Origin of the sequence: Cellulomonas endometrii (assembly GCF_949769265.1) — a bacterium.
Classification (GTDB): Bacteria; Actinomycetota; Actinomycetes; order Actinomycetales; family Cellulomonadaceae; genus Cellulomonas; species Cellulomonas endometrii.
Window position 1 is genome coordinate 42,063 of record NZ_CATKPC010000025.1, and the last position, 8,099, is coordinate 50,161.

At 75.1% G+C, this 8,099-nt stretch carries 5 protein-coding genes; all 5 read right to left on the bottom strand.

Annotation, left to right across the window (positions count from 1 at the left end; all coding sequences use genetic code 11):
* Window positions 1–41 precede the first annotated feature (41 nt).
* From QNH85_RS18580 to QNH85_RS18600, 5 genes are read right to left on the bottom strand one after another with little or no spacing between them, the layout of a single operon-like run.
* Window positions 42–1,874: a GAF domain-containing sensor histidine kinase gene (locus QNH85_RS18580; protein WP_346016345.1), complete on the bottom strand. Its 1,833-nt coding sequence runs from the start codon at window positions 1,872–1,874 to the stop codon at window positions 42–44.
* Window positions 1,859–3,757, bottom strand: coding sequence for a thiol reductant ABC exporter subunit CydC (gene cydC, locus QNH85_RS18585; RefSeq protein WP_282948793.1), 1,899 nt, complete (start codon window positions 3,755–3,757; stop codon window positions 1,859–1,861). Before cydC ends, QNH85_RS18580 begins: the two co-directional genes overlap by 16 nt.
* Entirely contained in the window at window positions 3,754–5,484 is a 1,731-nt protein-coding gene (gene cydD / locus QNH85_RS18590; RefSeq protein WP_282948794.1) for a thiol reductant ABC exporter subunit CydD, read from the bottom strand. Before cydD ends, cydC begins: the two co-directional genes overlap by 4 nt.
* 13 nt (window positions 5,485–5,497) lie before the next feature.
* Window positions 5,498–6,580: a cytochrome d ubiquinol oxidase subunit II gene (gene cydB / locus QNH85_RS18595; RefSeq protein WP_282948795.1), complete on the bottom strand. Its 1,083-nt coding sequence runs from the start codon at window positions 6,578–6,580 to the stop codon at window positions 5,498–5,500.
* 12 nt (window positions 6,581–6,592) lie between these two features.
* Window positions 6,593–8,077, bottom strand: a complete 1,485-nt coding sequence (locus QNH85_RS18600) for a cytochrome ubiquinol oxidase subunit I (RefSeq protein WP_282948802.1) — start codon at window positions 8,075–8,077, stop codon at window positions 6,593–6,595.
* Window positions 8,078–8,099: the final 22 nt, after the last annotated feature.

Here is an 8,099-nt window from a genome sequence, read left to right on the forward strand (position 1 = left end):
ACCTCCAGGCGTGCCGCCGTCCTGCTGCGCTCCTGCCGCTCTCAGCCGAGCGGCACCTCCCACGACAGCAGCGTGCCCGTGCCGCCCGGGGCGACCCCCAGCGAGAACGTCCCGCCGTGCTGCCGTGCGCGCGCCGCGAGGTTGCCGGTCCCGGACCGGCGGTCCCGCACCGCGGGCAGGCCGACGCCGTCGTCCTCGACCTCGACCAGCACGGCCCCCGTCGGCCCGGAGCCGCGGACGGCCACCCGGACGCTGACCGAGGACGCGTGCGCGTGCCGGGCGGCGTTCGCCAGCCCCTCGCGGACCACCGCCACCACGTCGTCGGTGCGGTCCGGGCCGATCCGCTCGTCGATCAGGTCCGCCACGATGTAGTCCCCGTCCGGCACGGACTCGCCGTCCAGCGTGACCACGAGCGACGGGGCGAACCCGAGCCCGGTGCGGGCGAGCGACGCCTCCCGGCGCAGCCGCTCGACGATGCCCGTGGCGGCGTCGGGGTCGCGCAGCGCGTAGACGATCTGCCGGATCTGCCGGACCGAGGCGTCGACATTGTCCAGAGCCTCCTCGACGATGCTGGTCAGCTCCGAGGGGTCGACGCCGCGGGCGGACCGCCGGCGCACCGTCTCGAGCTGCATGCCCGTGGCGAACAGCTGCTGGATGGCCAGGTCGTGCAGGTCCCGGGCGATCCGCTCCCGCTCGTCGAGCAGGGCCGCGACGTCCTGCGCGTGCCGGGCCTCGGCGAGCACGAACGCGAGGGCGGCCTGCGACGCGAACGACTCGGCGGTGGTGAGGTCGCTGGGCTCGAACGTCAGGGAGCCGATCTTGCGCAGCAGGATGAGCACGCCGACGCCGCGGCCGGACGTCTGCAGCGGGGCGAAGATCGCCGAGCCGAACGCCCGCATCGCGGGGACGGTGATCCGGCGCGACGTGGACAGGGACTCGAGCAGCAGCCCGGTGCCCTCCTCCATGACCGACCACGTCGGCCCGCCCGGGGTGAGCCGCGCGCCGATCAGGCTGTCGGCGTTGTGGCCGTCGGCCAGCTCGATCAGCAGCTCGCCCGCCACGCCCGGCAGGGCCAGCGCCGCCGTGTCCGCGTCCGCGACGTCCCGGGCGGTGGCGGCGATGTGGGCGAGCGCCTCCTCCTCGTCGGCGCCGGACAGCAGCATGGTGGTGATGTCCTGGCCCGCGCGCAGCCAGTGCTCCCGGCGCGCGGCGTCGGCGTACAGCTGCGCGTTCGACACGGCGACGCCCGCGGTGGCGGCGAGCGCGATGACCGTGGTGGCGTCCTGGTCGGTGAACCCGCCCTCCTTCTCGGAGAGGTACAGGTAGCCGTAGACCTGCTCCCGGACGCGCACCGAGGCGCCGAGGAACGACCCCATCGACGGGTGCTCCGCCGGCCAGCCGCGGAACGCCGGGTGGTCCGTCAGGTCGTCCAGCTTCAGCACGCCGTGCGTCGGGATCTTGCTCAGCACGCCCTGCGCGTGGGGCGGGTGGCCCATCATCGCGGCGGCGGCCGCGGGGACGCCGGTCTGCACGAACGTGGTGGACTCGCCGCGGGAGTCCAGCACGTTGATCGCGCCGTACTTCGCTCCCGTCAGCTCGACGGAGACGCGGACGAACCGCTCCAGGACGCCCGGCAGCTCCAGGCCGGACGCCACGGACAGGACCGCGTCCAGCAGGTCGGCCATCTCGTCGCCGGTCTCGGACGCCGTGCCGAGCTCCAGGTGGGAGCGGCCGCCGGGCTCGCGGACGTGGATCGTCGTGGTGACGCCCGGTCCGTAGGTCGGCTCGGGCAGCCCGCCGGGTCGCTCGTGGCGCTCGGGCCGGCGGTCCGGCCCCGCCGGGGTCGGTCGCTGCGTCGTCAGGTCGTCGGCCATGCCCTCGTCGTCCCCGTCCCACCGTCGTGCTGCTCGCTCGCGTGCGCCTCACGGTAGTCGTCGTCGGCGGCGATCAGGTCGGTGTGCGTGCCGCGCGCCGCGATCCGGCCGTCGCGGAGCACCAGCACCTCGTCGGCCGCGGCGAGCGGGGCGAGCCGGTGCGTGACGACCAGGACCCCGCGCGACGCGTCCTCGCCGCGGGGAGCGGTGAGCAGGTCGGTGACGAGCCGGTCGGCGGTCGCGGGGTCGAGGTGCTCGGCGGGCTCGTCGACCAGCAGGAGGGGGGCGGCGGCCAGCAGGGACCGCGCGAGCAGGAGCCGCCGCCGCTCACCGCCGGAGACGCTGCGCGCGTCCGGGCCGAGCGCGGTGTCGACGCCCTCCGGGAGGCCGGCGAGCCAGTCGCCCAGCCCGGAGCGGATGAGCGCGGCGCGCGCGTCCTGGGGCGTGGCGTCCCCGCGGGCGACCCGCAGGTTCTCCAGCACCGTGGTCTCGAAGACGTGCGCGTCCTCGGTGGTCAGCGCCAGCCGGGACAGGCGGGCCGCCGGGTCCACCTCGGCCAGCGGCACGCCGTCGAGAAGGACCTCACCGGCCCGCGGCGGCAGGAAGCCGGCGAGCGTGAGCAGCAGGGTCGTCTTCCCGACGCCGGACGGGCCGACGACGGCGACGCTGCGCCCGGGGGAGACGTCGAGGTCGAGGCCCTCGACCACCGGCGGACGCCCGGGCCAGCCCACGGCGAGACCCCGGGCGACGAGCCGCGGGCCGGGGCCGGACCGGCCCAGCTCGGTCGCCTCGGCGGGGGCCGTGCGCGGGTCGACGGGCGTCGGCGCGGGTCCGTCGGCGTCGTCGAGCACCGCCATCAGCCGGGCCGCGGCCGCGCGGGAGCGGTGCACCTGGATGGCGGCGGCCGGCAGCACGGAGGTCGCCTCGAACGCGGCGAGGGGGGTCAGCACGATCACGGCGAGCTCGACGGGGGCGAGCGTGCCCGCGGTCGCGGCCGGGATCCCGACCAGCAGGGCGGCGAGCACGGCGACGCCGACGGCGAGGTTCCCCAACGCCGCGGCGACGGCCGCGGGGCCCGCGCCGGCGTCGGTGGCACGGGCGAGGTCGGCGTCGGCGGCGCGCAGGCGGGCCAGCTCCGCGGCCGTGCGGCCCTGCACGGCGAGGGGGCCGACGTCCTCCAGCAGGCCGAGCGCGGTGGCCGCCATCTCGGCGCGGGCGGCGGCGGCGCGCTGCTCCGTGGTGCGCGCGGCACGCTGGGCGAGCCACGGCGCGACGACGCCCGCGAGCAGCAGGCAGGCGGCGAGCGTCAGGCCCGCGGCGGGCAGGAACAGCCCCATCGCGACGACCGTGCCGAGACCGAGCACCGCGGCGACGGCCGCGGGCAGCAGGCCCCGGACCACGACGTCGCCGACCGCGTCGACGTCCGCGCCGACGCGGGCCAGCAGGTCACCGCGCCGCAGCCCGAGGGTGGCCTCGGGGCGGCCCGCCGCGAGCCGCGAGTAGAGGGTCGTGCGCAGCGTGCTCATGCCGCGCAGCGCCACGTCGTGGGAGACGAGCCGCTCGAGGTAGCGGAACAGGCCGCGGCCGATGCCGAAGGCGCGCACCGCGACGGTCGCCACCGACAGCTCCAGCACCGGCGGCATCTGGGCGGCGCGCGTGATGAGCCACGCCGAGACGGCGGCGAGCGCGACGGCGGACCCGAGGGCCAGCACGCCGAGCAGCACGGCGAGGGCGACGCGGCGGCGGTCGACGTCGAGCAGCCGGACGGCCCGCCGGAGCGGGTCGGCGGGGCGTCCCGGGCCCGGCGGGGGCGTTCCCCGCCGGCCGGCGGGCGGCGCGGTGAGCGTGCGGGTGGCGTGCGCGGTGCGCGTCGTGGCGGTCACCGGGAGGCCTCCGACTCGGCGAGCGCCGTGGGGCCGGCCTCGTCGGCGCGCTCCGCCGCGGCGGCCCGGACCTCCACGACCGCGTCGGCGAGCGCGACGAGCGACGGCCGGTGGGCGACCAGCACCACGGTCCGCCCGGCCTCGCGCAGCGTACGGACCGTGGCGAGCACGACGCGCTCGCCGGCGGCGTCGAGGTGTGCGGTGGGCTCGTCGAGCACCACGAGCGGCGCGTCGGACAGCAGCGCCCGGGTGAGCGCGACGCGCTGCCGCTGGCCGACGCTGAGCCCGGCGCCGCCGCGGCCGAGGTCGGTGCGCCAGCCGTCGGGCAGGGCGGCGACCACGGCGTCCAGCCCGGTGAGCGCCGCGGCACGGTCCCGGCGTGCGCGGTCGGCGGGGTCCAGCGCGTCGTCGTCGGCGCCCGACACCAGGCGGCCGATGCTGGCCGGGTCGAGCACGGGCCGCTGGGGGAGCCAGGCGACCTGCGGCCAGTAGGTCTGCGGGTCCACGTCGGCCAGGGCGGTGGCGCGGCCGTCGGCGTCGACGACCTCGACCGTGCCTGCGTCCGGCCGGACCAGCCCGAGCAGCACGTCGACGGTGGTCGACTTCCCGGCGCCGCTCGGGCCGGTGACCGCGACGGTGCTGCCCGGGGTGAGCGTGAGGTCGAGGCCGGCGGGCGCGAGCACGTCCCGGCCCGGGGCGCGGACCGTGACGCCGCGGAGCCGGACGGTCGCGGTGCGCAGGTCGGGGGCGGTGACGGTGCCGGACGCCGGGACGGGCGTCTCCAGCACGGCGAACACCTGGTCCGCCGCGGCGACCCCGTCGGTGGACGCGTGGAACTGGGCGCCGACCTGCCGCAGGGGCAGGTACACCTCGGGGGCCAGCACCAGCACCGCGAGGCCGGTCACGAGGTCCAGCTCCCCGTACACCAGGCGCAGGCCGATGCCGACGGCGATCAGCGCGACGGAGAGCGTGGTCAGGAGCTCCAGCACCATCCCGGACAGGAACGCGATGCGGAGCGTGCCCATGGTGGCGCGCCGGTGCGCGTCACCGAGCGCCTGCACCCGCGCGGCGGGACCGCGCTCCCGGCCGAACGCCCGCAGGGTGCCCAGCCCGGCCACGAGGTCGAGCACCTGCGACCCGAGCCGCTGCATGACCCGCAGGCTCCGGTCCGACCGGCCCTGGGTGAGCTGGCCGATCAGCACCATGAACACCGGGATGAGCGGCAGGGTGCCCGCGGCGATCGCCGCCGACACCCAGTCCAGCCCGAGGATGACGACGAGCGTCGCCGGGGTCACCGTCGCCGACAGCACGAGCTGCGGCAGGTACCGCACGAAGTACGGCTCCAGGGCCTCGAGGCCGCGGGTGGCCAGGGTGACGACGCGCGCCCCCTCGCCCTCGGCGAGCCAGCGCGGCCCGAGCTCCGCGGCGCGGGCGACCACCTGCTCCCGCAGCTCGGCGACGGCGCGCGTGGCGGCCCGGTGCGCGAACCGCTCCTGGACGCCGGTCGCCAGCGCCCGCGCCGCGACGACGGCGGCCAGCCAGCCGACCTGGGGGAGCAGGTCGGCCAGCGGGACGCCGTCGTGCGCGGCGGCGGCCAGCACCCGCGCCAGGAGGATCGCCTGGGCGATCACGAGGCCGGCCGTGACGATCCCGAGGGACACGGTCAGGGCCAGGTACCCCCGGGCGGCGCGGGCGTACCGCAGCAGGCGCGGGTCGAGCGGCTTCACGCGGTGCGGGTCCTCAGGCCCGGGTCGAGCCGTCGGGGGAGGTGCCGCCGTGCCCGGTGCTCGCGCCGGCCCGCGCCGTGACGCCGGCGAAGGTCAGCCCGGTGTGCTCGGGGATGTGCTCGGTCGAGATCCGCTTGCGGAACACCCAGTACGTCCAGCCCTGGTAGAGCAGCACCACGGGGGTCAAAACCACGGCGACCCAGGTCATGATCGTCAGGGTGTAGTCCGTCGACGACGCGTTGCGGATGGTGAGCGAGTTCGCGGGGTCGAACGCGGGCATCACGTCGGGGTACATCGACCCGAAGATCAGCACCACCGCGGCGACGATCGTGACGGCCGACCACACGAACGCCCAGCCCTCGCGCTGGGCGCGGGTCGTGACGACGACCGCGACCAGCGCGCCGGCGGCGACCGCCACCACGGCCCAGGTCCAGGTCACCGAGTAGGCCACCTGCGCCCACACGGCCCACAGGCCGGCGACGACCAGCGTGACGGGGGCGAGGCGCGCGGCGAGCGCACCGGAGCGGTCCCGCATCTCGCCCGACGTCTTCAGCGCCAGGAAGATCGCGCCGTGCGTGACGAACAGCAGCATCGTGACGACGCCCCCCAGGAGGGCGAACGGGTTGAGCAGCGCGAAGAAGCCGCCGACGTACTGGTGGTCCGCGTCCAGCTCGACGCCCCGCACCAGGTTGGCGAAGGCCACACCCCAGAGGATGCCCGGGATGTACGAGCCGAGCATGATGCCGCGGTCGGCCCAGGCCCGCCACGTGTCGGTGTTGATCTTGCCGCGCCACTCGAAGGACACGATCCGGAAGATCAGGCCCACGAGGATCAGCAGCAGCGGCAGGTAGAACCCGGAGAACAGGGTCGCGTACCACTCGGGGAACGCCGCGAAGGTCGCGCCGCCGGCGGTGAGCAGCCACACCTCGTTGCCGTCCCAGACGGGGCCGATGGTGTTGATCATGACGCGGCGGTCCCGGTCCTTGCGGCCGAGGAACGGCAGGAGCATGCCGACGCCGAAGTCGAAGCCCTCGAGCACGAGGTAGCCGGTCCACAGGACCGCGATGAGCAGGAACCAGACGACGGGGAGGTCCACGGCCGCCTCCTCTCAGTAGGCGAACGACAGCGGGCGCTCGGCGGCGCTCGGGTCGTCCGGGTCGGGCCGGTTGGCGGGGTTGTCCGGGCTGGGGTCCTTCTCGGTGTCGGCGACGCCCTCGACGGCGTACCGCTTCATCAGGCGGAACCAGAACACCGCCAGCACGCCGTACACGAGGGTGAACGCGACCATCGAGATGACGACCGTGGTCGCGCTGACCACCTCGGAGACGCCGCGCTCCGTGAGGAGCCAGACGCCGTCGACGCCGGTGGGGTTCGGCGCGACGACCCAGGGCTGCCGGCCCATCTCGGTGAAGATCCAGCCGAACGCGGACGCCAGGAACGGGGTCGGGATGGCCCAGATGCCGATCCGCGCGAGCCACTTGTTGTCCGACACCCGGCCCTTGCGCGTGAACCACAGCGCCGCGAGGGCGAGCGCCACCGACCCGGCGGCCAGCCCGATCATGAGGCGGAACGCCCAGTACGTGACGGTGAGGTCCGGGATGTAGTTCACGCCCTCGCCGTACTGCTCCTCGTACCGCTCCTGCAGGTCGTTGACGCCCTCCACGGTCGAGGTGAAGTCGTTGTTCGCGAGGAACGACGTCAGGCCCGGGATGCTGATGAGGTGCGCGACGCCGTCGCAGTCGTTGGTCAGGTCGCCGATGGCCAGGATCGAGAACGACGCGCCGTCCTCGGTCTCGCAGAGCGCCTCCGCGGCGGCCATCTTGGTGGGCTGCTGCTCGAACATGAGCTGACCCTGCGCGTGACCCGTGATGCCGAGCCCGACCCCCGAGACCAGCATGGTGAACACGCCGAGCAGCACGGCGGGGCGGTAGACGGTGCGGGCCTTCTCGGCGTGGCCCTGCCGGACCAGCCGCACCATCCACCAGGCGGCGATGCCGGCGACGAACGTGCCCGCCGTGAGGAACGCCGCCGTGATGGTGTGCGGGAAGGCGGCGAGCAGCGTGCTGTTGGTGAGCACGGCGCCGATGTCGGTCATCTCCGCGCGGCCGGTCTCCGTGTTGAAGATCGTGCCGACCGGGTGCTGCATCCACGAGTTCGCCGCGAGGATGAAGTACGCGGACAGGTTCGTCGCGATGGCGACGGCCCAGATGCAGGCCAGGTGGATCTTCTTCGGCAGCTTGTCCCAGCCGAAGATCCACAGCCCGAGGAACGTCGACTCGACGAAGAACGCGGCGAGCGCCTCCATCGCGAGCGGCGCGCCGAACACGTCGCCGACGAACCGCGAGTACTCGGACCAGTTCATGCCGAACTGGAACTCCTGCACGATGCCGGTGGCGACGCCGATCGCGAAGTTGATCAGCAGGAGCTTGCCGAAGAACTTGGTGAGGCGGAGCCAGGTCTCGTTGCCGGTGCGGACCCAGATGGTCTGCATGAGCGCGACGAGCGGCGACAGTCCGATCGTCAGCGGGACGAAGATGAAGTGGTAGACGGTGGTGACACCGAACTGCCACCGGGCCAGGTCGAGGGCTTCCACGGAGGTGTCCGTCCAGGTGCTG